The 17,949-nt window shown below is 70.4% G+C and carries 16 protein-coding genes; 12 read left to right on the plus strand and 4 right to left on the minus strand.

All coding sequences use genetic code 11. From position 1 onward, the window contains the following. Positions 1-68: 68 nt before the first annotated feature. Positions 69-950 (minus strand): hypothetical protein, encoded by an 882-nt coding sequence (locus ACH0A8_RS06955; RefSeq protein WP_406906868.1) that lies wholly within the window; start codon positions 948-950, stop codon positions 69-71. A 211-nt stretch (positions 951-1,161) separates the two neighbouring features. Then, positions 1,162-2,664 (minus strand): IMP dehydrogenase, encoded by a 1,503-nt coding sequence (gene guaB / locus ACH0A8_RS06960; protein WP_406906869.1) that lies wholly within the window; start codon positions 2,662-2,664, stop codon positions 1,162-1,164. Between the two features lie 318 nt (positions 2,665-2,982). Here guaB and ACH0A8_RS06965 point away from each other — a divergent pair, with 318 nt between their 5' ends. The 7 genes from ACH0A8_RS06965 (at position 2,983) to ACH0A8_RS06995 (ending at position 11,032) form a co-directional block, all read left to right on the plus strand. Then, a complete protein-coding gene (locus ACH0A8_RS06965; RefSeq protein WP_251155212.1) occupies positions 2,983-4,413 on the plus strand; it encodes a branched-chain amino acid ABC transporter permease in 1,431 nt (476 codons plus the stop codon). A 12-nt stretch (positions 4,414-4,425) separates the two neighbouring features. Continuing rightward, complete coding sequence (locus tag ACH0A8_RS06970) at positions 4,426-5,412, plus strand: branched-chain amino acid ABC transporter permease (RefSeq protein WP_406906870.1); 987 nt, start codon at positions 4,426-4,428, stop codon at positions 5,410-5,412. Then, complete coding sequence (locus ACH0A8_RS06975) at positions 5,405-6,334, plus strand: ABC transporter ATP-binding protein (protein WP_066656931.1); 930 nt, start codon at positions 5,405-5,407, stop codon at positions 6,332-6,334. Before ACH0A8_RS06970 ends, ACH0A8_RS06975 begins: the two co-directional genes overlap by 8 nt. Further along, the gene (locus tag ACH0A8_RS06980; RefSeq protein ID WP_245172344.1) at positions 6,331-7,164 is read left to right on the plus strand and encodes an ABC transporter ATP-binding protein; all 834 of its coding nucleotides are present in this window, start codon (positions 6,331-6,333) and stop codon (positions 7,162-7,164) included. The genes ACH0A8_RS06975 and ACH0A8_RS06980 overlap by 4 nt, the downstream gene beginning before the upstream one ends. A 409-nt stretch (positions 7,165-7,573) precedes the next feature. Then, a complete protein-coding gene (locus tag ACH0A8_RS06985; RefSeq protein ID WP_144411388.1) occupies positions 7,574-7,759 on the plus strand; it encodes a hypothetical protein in 186 nt (61 codons plus the stop codon). Between the two features lie 132 nt (positions 7,760-7,891). Continuing rightward, positions 7,892-9,013, plus strand: a complete 1,122-nt coding sequence (locus tag ACH0A8_RS06990; RefSeq protein WP_066656924.1) for a GuaB3 family IMP dehydrogenase-related protein — start codon at positions 7,892-7,894, stop codon at positions 9,011-9,013. A gap of 258 nt (positions 9,014-9,271) precedes the next feature. Beyond that, positions 9,272-11,032, plus strand: a complete 1,761-nt coding sequence (locus ACH0A8_RS06995; RefSeq protein WP_271826405.1) for a glycerol-3-phosphate dehydrogenase/oxidase — start codon at positions 9,272-9,274, stop codon at positions 11,030-11,032. Between the two features lie 102 nt (positions 11,033-11,134). On the opposite strand, the gene ACH0A8_RS07000 is transcribed toward ACH0A8_RS06995, so the two are convergent. Continuing rightward, a complete protein-coding gene (locus tag ACH0A8_RS07000; protein ID WP_406906871.1) occupies positions 11,135-11,656 on the minus strand; it encodes a hypothetical protein in 522 nt (173 codons plus the stop codon). Positions 11,657-11,768: 112 nt separating this feature from the next. Here ACH0A8_RS07000 and ACH0A8_RS07005 point away from each other — a divergent pair, with 112 nt between their 5' ends. Genes ACH0A8_RS07005 through guaA form a run of 5 tightly spaced genes read left to right on the plus strand, consistent with a single transcriptional unit; the run spans position 11,769 to position 16,693 of the window. Beyond that, complete coding sequence (locus ACH0A8_RS07005) at positions 11,769-12,299, plus strand: cation:proton antiporter regulatory subunit (RefSeq protein ID WP_058728934.1); 531 nt, start codon at positions 11,769-11,771, stop codon at positions 12,297-12,299. Between the two features lie 3 nt (positions 12,300-12,302). After that, complete coding sequence (locus tag ACH0A8_RS07010; RefSeq protein ID WP_066656918.1) at positions 12,303-13,844, plus strand: cation:proton antiporter; 1,542 nt, start codon at positions 12,303-12,305, stop codon at positions 13,842-13,844. A 5-nt stretch (positions 13,845-13,849) separates the two neighbouring features. Then, complete coding sequence (locus tag ACH0A8_RS07015) at positions 13,850-14,659, plus strand: SURF1 family cytochrome oxidase biogenesis protein (protein ID WP_251155215.1); 810 nt, start codon at positions 13,850-13,852, stop codon at positions 14,657-14,659. 10 nt (positions 14,660-14,669) lie between these two features. Then, entirely contained in the window at positions 14,670-15,116 is a 447-nt protein-coding gene (locus ACH0A8_RS07020; RefSeq protein WP_066656914.1) for a DUF3817 domain-containing protein, read from the plus strand. After that, positions 15,113-16,693: a glutamine-hydrolyzing GMP synthase gene (gene guaA, locus ACH0A8_RS07025; RefSeq protein WP_066656912.1), complete on the plus strand. Its 1,581-nt coding sequence runs from the start codon at positions 15,113-15,115 to the stop codon at positions 16,691-16,693. Before ACH0A8_RS07020 ends, guaA begins: the two co-directional genes overlap by 4 nt. 274 nt (positions 16,694-16,967) lie before the next feature. Here the strand turns inward: guaA and ACH0A8_RS07030 are convergent, their stop codons facing one another. Then, a complete protein-coding gene (locus ACH0A8_RS07030; RefSeq protein ID WP_066656910.1) occupies positions 16,968-17,837 on the minus strand; it encodes a Bax inhibitor-1/YccA family protein in 870 nt (289 codons plus the stop codon). Positions 17,838-17,949 lie beyond the last annotated feature (112 nt).

Here is a 17,949-nt window from a genome sequence, read left to right on the forward strand (position 1 = left end):
GGCGTCTCGAGGAGCCACAACGCCCTCCAGACGGTGGCGTCTCGGCGACGGAGCGCCGAGGGACTCGATCACCGCGACCGCTCGGCCCAGCCGCGCCCGAGCGGGAGGCCCGCCGCGAGCAGCACGGGCGCCAGGAGCCCCGGGTCGAGCGCTTCGCGCATGCCCCACCGTGCGAAGCCCCTCACCTCGGGTAGCCGTCGCAGTGCGTCCTCGCGGCGCTTCTCCGTCCACAAGGCCTCACGGTCGTCGTACTTGACCCGGCCGTCGAACTCGCCGACGACGCCGGCGTCAGGCCACCAGAAGTCCACCCGGAAGCGTCCGGCGTCGGTGTCGAACTCCCGCTGCAGTACCGCTGGAGCGACTCGGAGTTCCCGCATCGCCACCCTGCTGACCGATTCGCCCGGGGACTCGGCGGCGCCGTCCGCGAACTCGAGCGCCGTCCGGGCCACACGCGAACCACGTGTCCCCGCACGGGCCGCGAGAGCACGCTCGAGGTCCGGGAGCGACGCGGCCCCGTCGTGCAGCACGTGGTCGAGCACGAGGACCGCGTGTGCCAGGGGTGCGACGTGCACGATGTCGACCACCGTCCGGAGCAGGCACGTCACCGGGACCCCGGCTGCATCGGCGACGTCGCCCTCCGACAGGTCACCGGTGTGCCGCACGACGCCTCGGCCGACGTGCGTCTTCCGGAGCGCAGGGTCGATCACGTGCAGGCGCCAGTCCCAGCGCCCGAGTTCGGGGAAGCCCCACAGCGCCCCGGCGGACCGGTGCGAGACGACCGCTGGACGGTGCAGCGCCGCGGCCCGGGTGCGCACCACGAGTCGCCGGCGTCCACGTTCGTCCAGACCGTCCCACGCCTCGCGCTCGACCGCCGCGCCGTGGAACAGGCGCACCGGGTCGCGGAGGTCCGCCGGACGACCGGCGAGGACGGGAGACGGCGTGACTGACATGCGCGGCAGTCTCGCGTGACCACGTGGCGGAAGAGCGGCGACAGCGTGCGTTGTGGAGGGCCTCCCGGCCGTCACCCTCGGTGCAGGAGCGAGCGAGACGCCACCGTCAACGTGAAACGCCCCCGGATCGCCGAGACGCCGCCGGATTCGGCGGCGTCTCGACGCAACGGGTGCGTCTCGCGCAGAAGCGCGGGAGGGGAGGAGTCCGGGGTCAGCCGCGGTAGTTCGGGGCCTCGACGACCATCTTGATGTCGTGCGGGTGGGACTCCTTGAGCCCGGCCGCGGTGATGCGGATGAACTTGCCGCGGGCCTTGAGCTCCGGCACCGTGCGGCCACCGACGTAGAACATCGACTGCCGCAGTCCGCCGACGAGCTGGTAGACGGCGTTCGCCACCGAGCCGCGGTAGGGGACCTGGCCCTCGATGCCCTCGGGGATGAGCTTCTCGTCCGAGGGGACGTCGGCCTGGAAGTAGCGGTCCTTCGAGTACGAGGTCTTCTCGCCGCGGGTCTGCAGTGCGCCGAGGGAGCCCATCCCGCGGTACGCCTTGTACTGCTTGCCGCCGACGAAGACGAGCTCGCCCGGGCTCTCGTCGGTGCCCGCGAGGAGCGACCCGAGCATGACGGTGTCAGCACCGGCGACCAGGGCCTTCGCGATGTCGCCCGAGTACTGCAGACCGCCGTCGGCGATGACCGGCACGCCGGCCTCACGCGCGGCGAGCGACGCCTCGTACACGGCGGTGACCTGCGGGACGCCGACGCCGGCGACCACGCGGGTGGTGCAGATCGAGCCCGGCCCGACGCCGACCTTGACGGCGTCCACGCCGGCGTCGATGAGCGCCTGCGCGCCCTGTCGGGTCGCCACGTTGCCACCGATGACGTCGATGCCGGCGAACGACGGGGCGGCCTTCAGGCGGCGGACCATGTCGAGCACGCCCTCGCTCTCGCCGTTGGCGGTGTCGACGACGAGCACGTCCACGCCCGCGTCGCGCAGGGCCTCGGCGCGCTGCCAGGCGTCGCCGAAGAAGCCGATCGCGGCGCCGACGCGCAGGCGGCCCTCGTCGTCCTTCGTGGCGTCCGGGTACTTCTCGCTCTTGTCGAAGTCCTTGACGGTGATGAGGCCGCGGAGCTTGCCGTCGGCGTCGACGAGCGGGAGCTTCTCGATCTTGTGCTGCGCGAAGATCGCGACCGCGTCCTCGGGGTCGATGCCCTCGGGCGCGGTGATGAGGGGCGCCTTGGTCATGACGTCGCGGACGAGGGTGGTCGCCGTCTCGAACGGTGCGACGAAGCGCATGTCACGGTTCGTGATGATGCCGACGAGGGTGCCGTCCGACTCGACGACCGGCAGCCCGGAGACGCGGAACTGCCCGCAGACGGCGTCGACCTCGGCCACGGTCGCGTCCGGGGTCGTCGTCACGGGGTTGGTGATCATGCCGGACTCGGACCGCTTGACCTTGTCGACGTACGCGGCCTGGTCCGCGATGGACATGTTGCGGTGGAGGATGCCGATGCCGCCCTGACGGGCCATCGCGATCGCCATGCGCGCCTCGGTCACGGTGTCCATCGCAGCCGACAGCAGCGGGACGTGCACGTCGATGCGCTTCGTGAGCCGGGACGTCGTGGACGCCTCGCTCGGGATGACGTCGGTGTGCCCGGGCAGGAGCATGACGTCGTCGTACGTGAGTCCGATGAATCCGAACGGATCCGGCTGGTCCATGGTTCCCCTTCGTGGGCGAGGTGAAGTGGTGGCACCGGGGCGCGTCGTCGGGTTCCCGATGGGCCATGGTAACGCGCGGGACACTCCCGCCATTCCGTCGTCCCCCGACCGTCCGGGCACGGCGGGCGCCGCGCGCGGGCCGACAGCGGTCCGACGACCCGTTCCTGAGAGTCCTGTACCGGCTGGACGGGCGGATTTCCGCGGATCGACGGGGTCTCGGTCACGAATGCAGCACGATTTGTGCAGGAGACGTGCTGGAAACACGGGGGACACAAAAAATCCCTATGGTCCTCGACTATCCGAACGAGAGGCTCATCCGTGGGTTCCATCACTCCGCCGGGGTCAGCGCTCATGCGCCGATTCCGCCGTGGGGCACCAGGTCGCAACCGCCTGGTCCTCGCCGCAGTACTCTTCCTCGCTTTCCTCGCCACCTTCGCGGTCGACTGGGCAGTGTCGCCCGCAGCCGACGCGGCGACGAGCAGTCCCTCCGCCAGCAGCAGCCCGAGCACCGGCGCACCGGCGAGCTCCGGCCCCTGCACGGTCAGCCCCACGAACGGCTGCATCCGGGGCACCATCCTCGACTCCGAGCGGAAGCCCGCGACCGGGGTCGACGTCGACGTCGCCGGGGCCGGCGGGTTCGCGCAGACCGCGACCACCGACGACGCCGGGCGCTGGTCGGTGTCCGTGACCACGGCGGGGCAGTACACCGTCAGCGTCGACCAGGACTCGCTGCCGAAGGGGCAGTACCTGACGAACGCCGCCGACGCCGAGCGCAAGGTGAACGCCACGCTCAACGCCAACGTCGGCCAGATCTTCCAGCTGTCCGACCAGCAGGGCGCCACCACCAGCGACGACACGAGCAGCGTCAGCGCCGCACGCGCCTGGCAGCAGCTCGCGTCGGGCATCCGGCTCGGGCTCCTCATCGCCCTCGCGTCGGTCGGCCTGTCGCTCATCTACGGCACCACCGGCCTGTCGAGCTTCTCGCACGGTGAGCAGGTGACCCTCGGCGGTCTCCTCGCCTACGTCTTCGCGAACCAGCTCGGCTGGAACATCTGGGTGACCGGCATCGTCGTCACGCTGCTCTGTGCGGCGACCGGGTACCTGCAGGACGCCGCGATCTGGAGGCCACTGCGCCGCCGTCGGATCAGCCTCACCCAGCTCATGATCGTCACGATCGGTCTGTCGATCGCCGCGCAGTACGCCTTCCAGTACTTCTTCGGCGCCTCGACCGTCCGCATCCAGCAGGGCAACCCCGAGACGGTGACCTTCGCCGGTCTCACGCTGACCGTGCAGTCCTACGTCGCGATGGGCATCGCGCTCGTCGTCCTCGTCGGCACCGGCCTGTTCCTGGCCAAGACCCGCTTCGGCCGTGCCACCCGCGCCGTGTCGGACAACCCGGCGCTCGCCGCGGCGTCCGGCATCGACGTCGACCGCGTCATCCGCTTCGTGTGGACGCTCGCCGCCGGCCTCGCGGGCCTGTCCGGCGTGATGCTCGGCCTGGTGCTCAACGGCGTGAACTGGCAGACCGGCCTCCAGCTGCTGCTGCTCATGTTCGCGTCCGTCACGCTCGGCGGTCTCGGCACCGCGTACGGCGCCCTCGTCGGCTCGATGATCATCGGCATCGTCGTCGAGCTCACGAACCTCGTGCTGCCGGGTGACTTCAAGTACGCCACGGCCCTCGTGATCCTCATCCTCATCCTGCTGTTCCGGCCGCAGGGCATCTTCGGTCGCGCCGAGCGCATCGGCTAAGGGAGCACCGACATGGACTACATCGTGAACCTGCTGTCCTCGCTGACGCAGGAGGCCCTCGCCCCCACCACGGCGGCGTTCGCCCTGGCCGCGATCGGCCTCAACGTGCACTTCGGTCTGACCGGACTGATCAACATGGGCCAGGCGGCGTTCCTGCTGCTCGGCGCCTACGGCTTCGCGATCTCGATCACGAACGGCCTGCCCTTCGTCATGGCGGTGCTCGTCGCCCTGGCGGTCGCGATCGTGTTCGCGGTCATCCTCGGCATCCCGACCCTGCGGTTGCGCGGCGACTACCTGGCGATCGTGACGATCTCCGGCGCCGAGATCATCCGCATGGTCGGACGCTCCAGCCTGCTGACGAACACCACCGGCGGCTCGAACGGCATCGCCGGGTCGAGCTACCGCGACCCGTTCAACGCCCTCAGCCCGCTGCCCGACGGCACCACGAGCATCCTGTGGTTCACGTACTCGAACAACGGCGTCAACGGTTGGTGGATCCGCATCGCGGCCTGGGGCCTCGTGGCGCTCTTCACCCTCGTGCTCTTCCTGCTCATGCGCAGCCCGTGGGGTCGCGTCGTGAAGGCCATCCGCGAGGACGAGGACGCCGTGCGGTCCCTCGGCAAGAACGTCTACTCGTACAAGATGCAGGCGCTCGTGTTCGGCGGCGCGCTCGGTGCGCTCGCCGGGGTGATCTACGTGCTGCCGAGTTCCGTGCAGCCGGACGCGATGGGCCGTTCCATGACGTTCTTCATCTGGACCGCGCTGATCCTCGGCGGTGCCGCGACCGTGTTCGGTCCGGTGCTCGGGGCGATCCTGTTCTTCGTCGTGCGGCTCTTCGTCCGCACCCTCGCCGGGGACTTCATCCCCGACTCGATCATGAACGCGCAGCAGGCGGAGCAGTTCTCCTACGTGCTCGTCGGCGTCGCGCTCATGCTCCTCATCGTGTTCCGGCCACAGGGACTCCTGGGCAACAAGAAGGAGCTGTCGTTCAGTGTCTGAGACCTACACCCACACGAAGTCCGACCCGATCCTGACGGTCGACGGCGTCACCCGGCACTTCGGCGGCATGACCGCGGTCGACGTCGACCACCTCGAGGTGCAGCGCGGCACCATCACCGCCCTGATCGGCCCGAACGGCGCCGGCAAGACGACGTTCTTCAACCTGCTGACCGGCTTCGACAAGCCGAGCCCCGGCGCGACGACCCGCTTCAACGGCGACACGCTGCAGAAGACGAGCGCGACGCACATCGCCAACAAGGGCATGGTCCGCACGTTCCAGCTCACGAAGGCGCTGAGCCGCCTCACCGTGATGCAGAACATGCTGCTCGGCGCCCGCGACCAGCCGGGCGAGAACTTCTTCGTCGGCCTCGTCCCGGCGCTGTGGCGGAAGCGCGAGCGCGAGATCACCGCCAAGGCCGAGGACCTGCTCGCCCGCTTCAAGCTCCTCGAGAAGCAGGACGACTACGCAGGTTCCCTGTCGGGCGGGCAGCGGAAGCTCCTCGAGATGGCCCGCGCACTGATGTCCGACCCGACGATGATCATGCTCGACGAGCCGATGGCGGGCGTGAACCCCGCGCTCACCCAGTCGCTGCTCGGACACATCCAGTCGCTGCGCGACGACGGCATGACCGTGCTCTTCGTGGAGCACGACATGCACATGGTCCGGCACATCTCCGACTGGGTGGTCGTGATGGCCGAGGGCAAGGTCGTCGCCGAGGGCCCGGCCGACACGGTGATGGACGACCGCGCCGTCATCGACGCGTACCTCGGAGCGCACCACGACACCGACCTGGGCGACGACTCGCTCCTCACCGAGGAGACCTACGAGGAGCTGGCCGACGAGGTGGCCGAAGAGGAAGCAGCGGACGACCACCCGAAGGCGGACGACCGCAAGCAGGACGAGCAGGAGGCGACCCGATGACCGACGCAACGAACGCAGCTGACGCGGGCCGCGCCTCCAGTCCGACGACGGGTGCGACGAGCGCGACGAGCGCAACCGCGACGATCGACCGCGGCGAGCCCGTCCTGACCGCGAAGAACCTCGTCGCGGGGTACCTGCCGGGCGTGAACATCCTCAACGGCTGCGACCTCGACTGCTACCCGGGCGAGCTCATCGGCATCATCGGTCCGAACGGTGCCGGCAAGTCGACGCTCCTCAAGGCACTGTTCGGCCTGGTGTCGATCCGCGAGGGCTCGGTCTCCCTGCAGGGCGAGGACATCACGAACCTCAAGGCGAACAAGCTCGTCCAGGCCGGCGTCGGCTTCGTCCCGCAGACGAACAACGTGTTCCCCTCGCTCTCGATCGAGGAGAACCTGCAGATGGGCCTGTACCTGCGCCCGAAGAAGTTCGCCGAGCGGCTCGAGGTCATCTACGACCTGTTCCCGGTCCTCGGCCAGCGGCGGACCCAGCGGGCGGGCTCGCTGTCGGGTGGTGAGCGGCAGTCGGTCGCGATGGCCCGCGCGCTGATGATGGACCCGAAGGTGCTGCTGCTCGACGAGCCCTCCGCGGGCCTGTCGCCGGTGCGCCAGGACGAGACGTTCATCCGCACGCGCCGGATCAACAAGGCCGGGGTGTCGATCATCATGGTCGAGCAGAACGCGCGACGCTGTCTGCAGATCTGCGATCGTGGGTACGTGCTCGACCAGGGGAGGAACGCGTACTCGGGCACCGGGCGTGAGCTCGCCGACGACCCGAAGGTCATCGAGCTCTACCTGGGGACGCTCGCCAAGGACGTCGACTCCGCTCGCTGAGCGGGGTCGACCCGCGGGTACTGCTGTGGGGGTGGTACCCGCACCCCGACGGGGCCGCGCAGGCTGCTGATGCGCCGCGCGGCCCCGTCCTCATGCCCGGGCGTCGTCAGGCTCGGGGTGGCGTCGCGGTCGCGGTCGCGGTCGCGGTCGTGGCGTTCGTGGCGCCGAGGCGCCGGCGTGTCAGCGAGACGCCGTGGTCACACCGAGACACCGCCGGATCCGAGTGCGTCTCGCGTCGACCGGGGCGTCTCGCGTCGACCGAGGCGTCTCGCGTCTCGCGTCTCGCGTCGACGCCGGCGTCTCGCCGCCGCCACCTGCGTCCGGCTCGGCCGGGAGGCGCGACCCACCCCCGCCCCGCCGGCCCGGCCCGCGCACGCCGGCTCCCCGTCCGTCGGCTAGCGTGACGCACGTGCGGACCCCCGGCCCCCTCGTGCTCGACGCCCTCGTCTGGGTCGTCTTCGCCGTGCTCTTCGTGGGCGCCGCACTGCTGGTCAAGGTCGCCGCCGCCCTGCTCGCGGTCCTCGTCGTGCTCGCGCTCCTGCTCGGCCTGGTCCTCCGGGCCCTGCGGAAGCGACGGACACGACCGCGACGCTGAGCAGCACCAGCACCAGCACCCGCACCAGCCCCAGCACCCGCACCAGCCCCAGCACCGTGCCCCCACCGGTACGGCGTCGCCCTGCACCGTCCACCCGTCCCACTCCGGGACCCCGCCCGCTAGGCTTGCCCGGTGACTGAAGTCGAGATCGGTGCAGGCAAGCGCGGCCGTCGGGCGTACGCGTTCGACGACATCGCGGTGGTCCCCTCGCGGCGCACCCGCGACCCGCACGACGTGAGCGTGCAGTGGTCGATCGACGCGTTCACCTTCGCGTCGCCGATCCTCTCGGCGCCGATGGACTCGGTGTCCTCGCCGGCGACGGTCATCCAGATGGGCGAGCTCGGGATCCTGGGCGTGCTCGACCTCGAGGGCCTGTGGACCCGGTACGAGGACCCGACGCCGTACTACGAGGAGATCAAGACCCTCACGGACGGCAACGTCACGAAGCGCATGCAGGAGATCTACTCCGAGCCGGTCAAGGCCGAGCTGATCACCGCGCGCCTGGCCGAGATCCGTGCCGCCGGGGTGCCGGTCGCCGGTTCGCTCAGCCCGCAGCGCACGCAGGAGTTCTCGCAGACGGTCGTCGACGCCGGTGTCGACCTGTTCGTCATCCGCGGCACGACGGTCTCGGCGGAGCACGTCTCCCAGAACCAGGAGCCGCTCAACCTCAAGAAGTTCATCTACGAGCTCGACGTGCCGGTCATCGTGGGCGGTGCCTCGACGTACACGTCGGCGCTGCACCTCATGCGCACCGGTGCCGCGGGCGTGCTCGTCGGCTTCGGCGGCGGGGCGGCCTCGACGACCCGCGCCGCCCTCGGCATCCACGCGCCGATGGCGACCGCGGTGGCTGACGTCGCCGGTGCCCGACGCGACTACATGGACGAGTCCGGCGGCCGCTACGTGCACGTCATCGCGGACGGCGGGCTCGACACCGCCGGCGACATCGTCAAGGCGATCGCCGTCGGCGCCGACGCCGTCATGCTCGGCACCGCACTGGCCCGCGCGACCGAGGCCCCGGGTGGTGGCTTCCACTGGGGTGCCGAGGCACACCACGCCGAGCTGCCCCGCGGTCGTCGGGTCGAGGTCGGGCAGATCGCCCCGCTCGAGAACGTGCTGAACGGGCCGACGCCGTCGTGGGACGGCCGCGCGAACCTGGTCGGTGCGCTGCGTCGGTCGATGGCCACCACCGGATACTCCGACGTCAAGGAGTTCCAGCGAGTAGAAGTGGTCGTGGCGCCGTACCACCAGCAGTGACGGTGGCACCCGTGCTCCCGCACGGGTGACGCCTCGGCGCTCCCGTGCGCGGAGGCCGGCTCCGTGCGCGCAACCCGCACGGAGGCGACGATGGCCAAGCCAGCCAGCAGCACCACGCAGACCAGCACGGACGCGACGAGCGCAGGTGCCGAGAGCACCGTCGAGGACGCCCGGCGTGCCACGGCACCGAGCGCGAGCGTCGGCTTCGACCCGGCGGCCAAGCTCGGTCCGGAGGAGCGCGCCGCCGCGATCGAGGCGATGAAGACCCGGGAGCTCGACGTCCTGGTGGTCGGCGGCGGCATCGTCGGCGGTGGCAGCGCGCTCGACGCCGTCACCCGCGGCCTGAGCGTCGGCATCGTCGAGGCCCGCGACTGGGGCTCGGGGACGTCGAGCCGCTCGTCGAAGCTCGTGCACGGCGGCATCCGCTACCTCGAGCAGCTGAACTTCGCGCTCGTGCGCGAGGCCCTGATCGAACGCGGCCTGCTGCTGCAGCGCATCGCCCCGCACCTGGTGAAGCCCGTGCGGTTCCTCTACCCGCTCAACCACCGCGTGTGGGAGCGCTTCTACATCGGCATCGGCATGGCGATGTACGACGTGTTCAGCTGGTCCGGCGGTCGTCCGCCCGGGGTCCCGCACCACCGGCACCTCAGTCGCAAGCAGGTCCTCAAGAACATGCCGGGCCTGAAGAAGGACGCCTTCGTCGGCGGCATGACCTACTACGACGCCCAGGTCGACGACGCCCGCTACGTCGCGTCGCTCGTGCGCACCGCAGCGTCGTACGGCGCGCACGCGGCGAGCCGGGTCCGCATCGAGGGGTTCGTCAAGGTCGGGGAGCGGGTGGTCGGGGCGCACGCGCACGACATCCAGACGGGCGAGAAGTTCGACATCCGGGCGAAGCAGGTCGTGAACGCGACGGGCGTCTGGACCGACGACACCCAGGCGATGGTCGGCACCCGCGGGCAGTTCAAGGTGCGGGCGTCGAAGGGCGTGCACCTCGTGATCCCGCGCGACCGCTTCCAGTCGAACACCGGCATGATCCTCCGCACCGAGAAGAGCGTGCTGTTCGTCATCCCGTGGGGCCGGCACTGGCTCGTCGGCACGACGGACACCGACTGGAACCTCGACAAGGCCCACCCGGCGGCGACCGCGGCGGACATCGACTACATCCTCGAGCACGTGAACAAGGTCCTCGCGGTGCCGCTCACCCGCGAGGACGTCGAGGGCGTCTACGCCGGCCTCCGACCGCTGCTCGCGGGCGAGTCGGACCAGACGTCGCAGCTCAGCCGTGAGCACGTCGTCGCGCACACCGCTCCGGGCCTGGTCGTGGTCGCGGGCGGCAAGTGGACGACCTACCGCGTGATGGGCAAGGACGCCATCGACGAGGCGGTCGCGGCGATGGACGGCAAGATCCCGGCGTCGACGACCGAGGACATCCCGCTGGTCGGTGCCGAGGGCTACCCGGCGGCCTGGAACCGTCGCGGGCGCACCGCTCGGCAGTTCGGCGTGCACAAGGTCCGGATCGAGCACCTGCTCAACCGGTACGGAACCCAGGCCACCGAGGTGCTGCAGCTCGTCGAGCAGGACCCGTCGCTCGCTGAGCCGCTGCCGCAGGCGGACGACTACATCGGTGCCGAGGTCGTCTACGCGGCCTCGCACGAGGGCGCCCTGCACCTGGAGGACGTCCTCGCTCGCCGCACCCGCATCTCGATCGAGGCGTGGGACCGCGGAGAAGAGGCGGCCCCGGTCGCCGCGAAGCTCATGGCCGGCGTGCTCGGGTGGGACCAGGAGACGACCGAGCACGAGGTGTCGAACTACCTGAAGCGCGTCGCCGCCGAGCGCGAGTCGCAGCTGCAGCCCGACGACGAGTCGGCCGACCGGGTGCGCCTCGAGGCGCCGGACATCGCGTTCGGCTTCGACGAGGACGACGTGGTGGTCGGCGGTGGCCGGTCGAGCGGTGCCGACGGCGCGAAGGCGACGGACGAGCAGGTCGAGGGCGAGAAGACGAGCGAACCGCGGTAGGTCACCGGACGGGAGGCGCGTGGCGGCCCCGCCACGCGCCTCCCGTCCGTCGCCTCGCCGCGTCCCTCCCGCGAAACGCAACCTCGGCGGTTCCGCGCAGCGCTACTCCGCTGCGAGCTGTCGCCGACGTTGCGTGTTGTGGGTGCGGGTCCGGACGGCGGTGCCGACGAGCACGGCCGGGATCGCGATGAGCGCCGCCGTGCTCGTCAGGTACAGCACGCCGGACCAGATCGTGTGCGCGGCGCCGTCGGTCGGCCACGAGTCGGCGACGTCCATGCCGAGCCAGAAGCCCGACTGGAACGTCGCGAGGGCGCCCGCAGCGAGGACGCCGAGGTGCAGCACCGCGATCGTCGTCGCCGGCAGCCGCGACGCGAGTCCGACGACCGCTGCGGTGAGCGCCAGTCCCACGCCGATGCCCGCGACGACGAGCACGCCGACGACGTCCTGCGCCACGTCGTTGCCCACGTCCACCCGCGCGTAGATCTGCTCGAGCGAGCGCCCCGGTACCGCGCCGAGCGGATCCAGCACGAGTGCGTTCACGGCCAGCAGCGCCGCGTAGGCCGCGACGACCACCACCCCGACGACGGCGACGACGATGCGGGTACGGCCCCCGGTGTTCCCCATGCGGCGAGGCTAGCGACGGGCCGGACCGGCACGCGTCCACCGACCGGATGACCCGTGGAATGGGCCGCCGCACCCGGTGGTTATCATCGGGGTACTCACCAAGGGAGCCATCATGGTCGACGTCCATCGCGTCAAACTCCCCGGAGTCGGCGTGCTGCACAGCTTCTACACCGACGACGGTGGCAAGTGCGGTGTCATCACGCACCGGTCGGGGCACTCCGACCTCATCTCGTTCGCCGACGTCTCCGACGGCGCGGACAAGTCGGAGAAGGTCTCGCTCCGCCTGAGCGAGGACGAGGCGCACACCCTCGCCGAACTGCTCGGCGGTACCCGGATCACCGAGGGCCTCGACAAGCTCGACGAGATCCCCGGCCTGTCGATCGACTGGTTCAGCGTCGACTACGAGGACGCCATCGCCGGCAAGCCCCTCGGCGACCTGCACGACTCGGGCTTCATCGGCCTGACCGTCGTCGCCGTGGTCCGCGGCGACAGCGCCAACCCCGCTCCCTCGCCGGACTTCGTCGTGTTCCCCGGTGACACCATCGTCGTCGCCGGCGCTCCCGAGAAGGTCGCCAAGGCGTTCTCCTTCTACCGCAGCGGACAGCTGGCGGCGGCTGCCGCCGAGGCGCCGCCCGGGAGCTGACCCGTGCACCTCGGCGGCGAACTGCTCACCATCGGTGTGCTCTTCGTCATCGCCTACGTGCTCGGGCGCCTGGGCAAGACGATCGGTCTGCCCGCCATCCCGATCTACATGGTGGTCGGGCTCATCGCGAGCCCGCACACCCCGTGGATCGGCCTCAACGTCGAGTCGCACACGATCGAGCTCATCGCGACCTTCGGGCTCATCCTCCTGCTCTTCAACCTCGGGCTGGAGTTCGACCAGGAGGAGTTCTACGGCAACGCCGGGAAGCTCCTGGTCTCCGGCGGCACGTACGTCGCCATCAACATGGGCGTCGGGTTCGCCTTCGGGTTCTCGCTCGGCTGGGGCACGCGAGAGGCCCTGATCATCGCGGGCATGACGGCCACGTCGTCGAGTGCGATCGTCACGAAGCTGCTCATCGAGCTGCGGCGCCTGGCGAACGACGAGACCCCGATGATCCTGGGCGTCACCGTCATCGAGGACGTCTTCATCGCCATCTACCTGGCGATCGTCTCCGTGGTGCTCTCCGGCGACACGAACCTCTGGGCCGTGGTCGGCAAGCTCGCGCTCGCGTTCGGCTTCCTCATCGTCATGTTCACGCTCGCCCGGTTCGCCGGCAAGTGGGTGTCGAAGATCTTCGCCACCCGCGACGACGAGCTGTTCACGGTGCTGTTCTTCGGGCTGGCGGTGATGTTCGGCGGCATCGGTGACCTGCTCGGCGTGACCGACGCCATCGGTGCGTTCGTGATCGGCCTGCTCTGCGGTGCGACCCGGTACCGGGACCGCATCGAGCAGCTGGCGCTCCCGATGCGCGACGTGTTCGCGGCGTTCTTCTTCGTGAACTTCGGCCTCGGACTCGACCTGTCGACCTTCGGCGAGGTGCTCTGGCCCGTCCTCGGCGCGATCGGCATGACCATCGTGCTGAACGCCGTCGCCGGGCAGCTCGTCGCCCGCATGAACGGCTTCAACGTCCAGCAGGGGATCAACACCGCGGTGATCCTGGTCAACCGTGGCGAGTTCGCGCTGATCCTCGCGACGCTCTCGGCTGCCGCCGGCCTGGAGGCGCGGATCACCGCCTTCGCGGGCCTCTACGTCCTCGTGATGGCCGTCCTGGGTCCGCTGCTCGCCGTCAACTCGGACCGGATCGGCCGCCTCGTGGTGCGTCCCGCCCGGGTGGCGCGGCTGCGCCAGCGCCTGCGCGACCGGCTCGGCCGCGGTACGGGCCGTTCGGGTCCGGACGGCGCGACGGGTGCTGCCGGCGCTGCCGGCGCTGCCGGTGTCGGGATCCCGGCCGGACCGGCCCTCGACGAGGCGATCGACACCGCCGCCGAGGCCGGCGTCGCCGACCAGGACGCGGCGGCCGCCGCGCGTCGTGCCGAGCGGGACCGCCAGTTCGCCGAGGAGTTCGCCCTCGTGGAGGCTGCGGGCAGGGAAGAGCGCGAGAATGGGTCACCGGAGCCGACGACGAGCGAACCCGTGACGTCGCCGGTGGACATCCCTGCCGAGCGCCCGAAGCGCCCGGTCCGCCAGCGCGATCCGGAGTACTGATACAGATGTGGGCCGTAGCCCGACGACCGAGGTGGATCGCACTGCTCCTGCTGGCGCTCGTGCTCGCCGGGACCTTCGCGGGCCTCGGCAAGTGGCAGCTCGAGCGGAGCATCGCGAACGGCAAGCCCCTGCCGGCGACGACCGAGACCCGCAAGGCCCTCGACGACGTCACCGAGCCCGGCCGTGCGGCGTCGGAGTCCATCGCCGGGCAGCGCATCTCCGTCACGGGCACGTTCGTCGCGGGTGACACGACGATCCTGACCGGGCGGTCCGGCGGCGGCACCTACCAGGCCATCGGACACCTCGTCGACACGGAGACCGGTGCGAGCCTGCCGGTCGTCATCGGCTGGTCCGACCAGCGGCGACAGGCCGAGGCGGGGGGCGAGCGCCTCACCGACGGCCAGGAGCTCACGGTGCAGGGGCGCTACTACCCAGCAGAGTCCCCGGACCAGGACGCCTACAGCAAGGGTGAGTACTCGGCCGTGGCCCCGGCCCGGTTCGTGAACACCTGGAAGGCCTTCGATGACCGGATGTACATCGGGTACGTCGTCGCCGACGGCACCACCGCGAAGGCCGCCGACCTCGGCACCATCGCCGACCGTGCTCCGACGCGCGAGGTCCGCTTCGACTGGCTCAACCTCTTCTACGCGATCGAGTGGGTCGTGTTCGCCGGGTTCGCCGTGTTCCTCTGGTACCGGTTCGTGAAGGACGCCTGGGAGCGCGAGCAGGAGGACGCCCGCGAGGCCGCGGCCGCGGACACCGACGCCGCCGGGAGCCCGGGGGAGCCCGCCGAGCCCGCCCGGTCGCACCGGTAGGATCGACCCCATGGCCCTGACCGTCCGCACGCGTGACATCCCGAAGATCCCGGGCGCGGTGAAGTGGTACCGCGTCTCCGCGTACATCACCGGCGTGCTGCTGCTCGCGCTCGTGATCGAGGTCGTCATCAAGTACACGCCGCTGCAGCTCGAGATGCAGCTCGGCAACGGCCCGTTCTTCGTGCCGAACGGCACCGCGGGCGAAGCACCCGGCACGTTCAACCTGTCGATCGCGATCCTCATCGCGCACGGCTGGCTCTACGTGCTGTACCTGTTCACGGACTTCCGCCTGTGGAGCATCATGCGCTGGAGGCCGTCGCGCTTCCTGCTCATCGCCCTCGGCGGCATCATCCCGTTCATGTCCTTCGTGGTGGAGCACCGCATGCAGCAGAAGGCCATGGACACCTACCACGAGCTGACCGCTGCCCAGCAGCGTGAGAAGGAGGCCGCTCGGTGAGCGAGACCGAACAGCGCCCCGTCCTGGTCGTCGACTTCGGCGCGCAGTACGCCCAGCTGATCGCACGGCGCGTGCGTGAGGCGAACGTCTACAGCGAGATCGTCCCGCACTCGATCACGGCGGACGAGGTCCGCGAGAAGGACCCGGCGGCCATCGTGCTCTCCGGTGGTCCGTCGTCCGTGTACGAGGACGGTGCGCCGTCCCTCGACGGTGAGATCCTCGACCTCGGCGTGCCCGTGCTCGGCATCTGCTACGGCTTCCAGGCCATGGCGAAGTCGCTCGGCGGTGAGGTCGCGCACACCGGCCTCCGCGAGTACGGCGCCACCGACGTGACCGTGTCGGGCACCGACAGCGTGCTGCTCGGTGACCAGCCCGAGTCCCAGGTCACGTGGATGTCGCACGGCGACTCCGTGGCGAAGGCGCCGGAGGGCTTCGCGGTCCTCGCGTCGAGCGCCTCGACCCCGGTCGCCGCGTTCGCCTCCGACGAGCGCAAGCTCTACGGCGTGCAGTGGCACCCCGAGGTGAAGCACTCCGCGTACGGCCAGGCCGTGCTCGAGAACTTCCTGCACCGCGCCGCAGGCCTCCCCGGTGACTGGAACTCCGCGAACGTCATCGAGGAGCAGGTCGAGCGGATCCGCGCGCAGGTGGGCTCGGCACGCGTCATCGCCGGGCTCTCGGGCGGTGTCGACTCCGCCGTCGCCGCGGCCCTGGTGCACAGGGCCGTCGGTGACCAGCTCACCTGCGTCTTCGTCGACCACGGGCTCCTGCGCGCCGACGAGCGCAAGCAGGTGGAGGAGGACTACGTCGCCTCGACCGGTGTCCGCCTGGTCACGGTCGACGCCGAGCAGCAGTTCCTCGACGCCCTCGCCGGCGTCAGCGACCCCGAGCAGAAGCGCAAGATCATCGGGCGCGAGTTCATCCGCACGTTCGAGGCGGCGGCCGAGGCCCTCGTGCTCGAGGCGCGCGGCGACGATGATGCCGGAGAGGTCAAGTTCCTCGTCCAGGGCACGCTCTACCCCGACGTGGTCGAGTCCGGCGGCGGATCCGGCACCGCGAACATCAAGTCGCACCACAACGTCGGCGGCCTGCCCGAGGACATGACGTTCGAGCTCGTCGAGCCGCTGCGCACCCTGTTCAAGGACGAGGTGCGAGCCGTCGGCCGCGAGCTCGGGCTGCCCGAGGTCATCGTCGGCCGCCAGCCGTTCCCCGGCCCCGGGCTCGGCATCCGCATCGTCGGCGAGGTCACGAAGGACCGCCTCGAGCTGCTCCGGGCCGCGGACAAGATCGCGCGCGAGGAGCTCACCGCGGCCGGCCTCGACGAGGAGATCTGGCAGTGCCCGGTCGTCCTGCTCGCTGACGTCCGCTCCGTGGGCGTCCAGGGTGACGGTCGTACCTACGGCCACCCGATCGTGCTCCGTCCGGTCTCGTCGGAGGACGCCATGACCGCCGACTGGACGCGCCTGCCGTACGACACCCTGGCGAAGATCTCGAACCGCATCACGAACGAGGTTCCCGACGTGAACCGCGTCGTGCTCGACGTCACGTCGAAGCCGCCGGGGACGATCGAGTGGGAGTGACCACTCCCTGACGCCCCGAGGGCCCGGTACGCACTGCGTGCCGGGCCCTCGCCGCGTCTCCGTGCCGCTCTCAGCCCGTCCGGGTCGCCCGGTTGGTCCGCCCCGGTCGCACGACGTGCCGCCAGCGGACGTGCCGGTCGCACGACATGCCGCTCGTGCGAGAGGTGAGCGGCATGTCGTGCGACGAGAACATGTCGGGGCGGGCGCCGACCTCCCGACACACGACGAAGGGCCCCGGCGTGTGCCGGGGCCCTTCGTGTCGATCAGGTGCGAGCTACTCGCGGTTGCTCGCCAGGATCGCGAGGATGCGCAGGATCTCGATGTACAGCCACACGAGGGTGACGATGAGACCGAACGCCGCGGTCCAGGCGTAGATGCGGGGAGCGCCGCGCTGGACGCCGGTCTTGATCTGGTCGAAGTCGAGCACCAGCGAGTACGCCGCCATGAGCACCACGAAGATACCGATGATGACGCCCAGCGGGATGCCGAAGATCTCGAAGCTCCGGAGACCGAACGCGGAGTTCGTCACGCCGGTCCACATGAGCACGAGGTTCACGAGCGAGAAGACCAGGTAGCCGACCATCGCGACGAGGAAGAACCGGGTCGCCTTCGGCGTCGCGCGCACCTTGCCGGACGTGAAGAGCAGCAGCGTGACCGCGAAGACACCGAGGGTGCCGAACACGGCCTGCGTGACGATGCCGTCGAACCGGCTGTTGAACATCGCCGAGATGCCGCCGACGAACAGGCCCTCGAAGAACGCGTACGCCAGGACGAGCCCCGGCGACGGCTTCTTCTTGAACGTGTTGACGAGCGCGAGCACGAACCCGACGATCGCGCCGACGATCCAGACGATCGGCGGCAGGTTCCAGCCGGCGACGGCACCGACGAGGAGCACGCCGAACGCGAGCAGCGTCTTGACGATGGTGTCTTCGTACGACATGCGGTCGGTGTCGACCGGGCTCGCCGTCGGGCGGTCGTACATGTACTGCAGCTGCTCGGGCGTCATGCCGCCCTGCTGCGGGTACTGTCCCTGCTGTGGGGTGCGTCCCCAGCCCGCCTGCTGCTGACCAGCGCCGGCGCCCCAGGCGCCACGGCCCTGGTCGTTGAAGGCGGGGGACTGGTCGAAACCGGGCTTGAAGGCCATGGTGTCCTCTTCCTCGGAGATTTACGTCCTCTCAGCCTAGGGGCGCCCCGTCGCGGAAGGCTGAGGATTCGCGGCGAGCGGAAGCGGGACCCGGTGGTCCCGACACCGGGAG

Origin of the sequence: Curtobacterium sp. 179-B 9B NHS (genome assembly GCF_045370965.1) — a bacterium.
Classification (GTDB): Bacteria; Actinomycetota; Actinomycetes; order Actinomycetales; family Microbacteriaceae; genus Curtobacterium.

Bases quoted from the DNA above. Each gene is read 5' to 3' on its own strand.
- guaB (WP_406906869.1), bottom strand. From the start codon at position 2,664: ATGGACCAGCCGGATCCGTTCGGATTCATCGGACTCACGTACGACGAC.
- ACH0A8_RS06955 (WP_406906868.1), bottom strand. From the start codon at position 950: ATGTCAGTCACGCCGTCTCCCGTCCTCGCCGGTCGTCCGGCGGACCTC.
- ACH0A8_RS06995 (WP_271826405.1), top strand. From the start codon at position 9,272: ATGAAGACCCGGGAGCTCGACGTCCTGGTGGTCGGCGGCGGCATCGTC.
- ACH0A8_RS06980 (WP_245172344.1), top strand. From the start codon at position 6,331: ATGACCGACGCAACGAACGCAGCTGACGCGGGCCGCGCCTCCAGTCCG.
- ACH0A8_RS06970 (WP_406906870.1), top strand. From the start codon at position 4,426: ATGGACTACATCGTGAACCTGCTGTCCTCGCTGACGCAGGAGGCCCTC.
- ACH0A8_RS07005 (WP_058728934.1), top strand. From the start codon at position 11,769: ATGGTCGACGTCCATCGCGTCAAACTCCCCGGAGTCGGCGTGCTGCAC.
- ACH0A8_RS07015 (WP_251155215.1), top strand. From the start codon at position 13,850: ATGTGGGCCGTAGCCCGACGACCGAGGTGGATCGCACTGCTCCTGCTG.
- ACH0A8_RS07030 (WP_066656910.1), bottom strand. From the start codon at position 17,837: ATGGCCTTCAAGCCCGGTTTCGACCAGTCCCCCGCCTTCAACGACCAG.
- ACH0A8_RS07020 (WP_066656914.1), top strand. From the start codon at position 14,670: ATGGCCCTGACCGTCCGCACGCGTGACATCCCGAAGATCCCGGGCGCG.
- ACH0A8_RS07000 (WP_406906871.1), bottom strand. From the start codon at position 11,656: ATGGGGAACACCGGGGGCCGTACCCGCATCGTCGTCGCCGTCGTCGGG.